The organism is Synechococcus sp. R8-2, assembly GCF_047461715.1.
Lineage (GTDB): Bacteria > Cyanobacteriota > Cyanobacteriia > Thermostichales > Thermostichaceae > Thermostichus.
This window is the reverse complement of sequence record NZ_JANSHQ010000217.1, coordinates 1-865: the sequence shown is the minus strand read 5'-3', so window position 1 is coordinate 865 and position 865 is coordinate 1. Positions and strand designations below refer to the sequence as shown.

At 58.4% G+C, this 865-nt stretch carries 1 pseudogene; it reads right to left on the bottom strand.

The features are described from left to right. Window positions 1-37: 37 nt before the first annotated feature. Window positions 38-865: pseudogene (locus NW819_RS05910) on the bottom strand (class I SAM-dependent methyltransferase); the annotation flags it as partial.

The following is an 865-nucleotide window of genomic DNA, read 5'->3' as shown; positions in this document are numbered from 1 at the left end:
CCCTCTCCCAGGGGGAGAGGGGGGTAGGTTCTTGAACTCAACGCAGCGGCGAGTGCAACAGCACCACCAGCCGCTCTTCCAGAAACTTCAGGTTGGCCACCACCTGGTTAAAGGCTTCTTCTGGGGTCCAATCCATGAGATCTAGCGCCTTGGCCGCCAGGGCCTGTACAGGAACAGGCTCTTCTCCAAAAACATCGATCAACCAGCGCACCGAGAAGGGATCGATGGTGATGTTGCCCTCGGAGCCGGGCCAGCCGTTGATGTTGACCGGGCCATTGTCGCGGATGGCATTCTCAAAGGCAGCCTTGGCGTTGAGCCTCAGCAGCAGAGGATGCGCCTGTACCAAGCCATTTCTCCATTCCTCGCTGCTGAAGGGTTGGGGAGAAGTGGCCCCGGTGGGGTGGCCACACCAGAAGTCGATCAGGCGGGTCAGGTTGGGAAAGATCAACTCGATGAAGTGCAGCAGCTCCTCCTGGCTGAGCTTTTTGATTTGCCGCAGAGCGTAGGGAACGGGCTTGGTGAGGACCCGCTCCAGCTTCCACTGCTGCCAATTGACCATACTGATGAACTCCAGCCCGGCCTGGCGGAGCATCTCAAAGACCTGAGGCACGGTAAAGCCTTTGTCGCTGCGCAGCAGAAAGTTGGCCAGGATCCCATTGGTGGTTTTGATGGCATCCCCCTGCCAGTGGCTTTTGACGAAGCTGCCCTCGTGAAGGGCATCCATCAGCTCCCTGAGGATGGGAACGGCTTTGGCAGCCGGCTCATCCATTACCCCCAGCAGCTCCATGGCATCCTGCATGTTGAAAATAAACTGGCGCTGGTAAAGGCTGTGGACATTGGTGCGGATGATGCCGTCCGGTTTGAG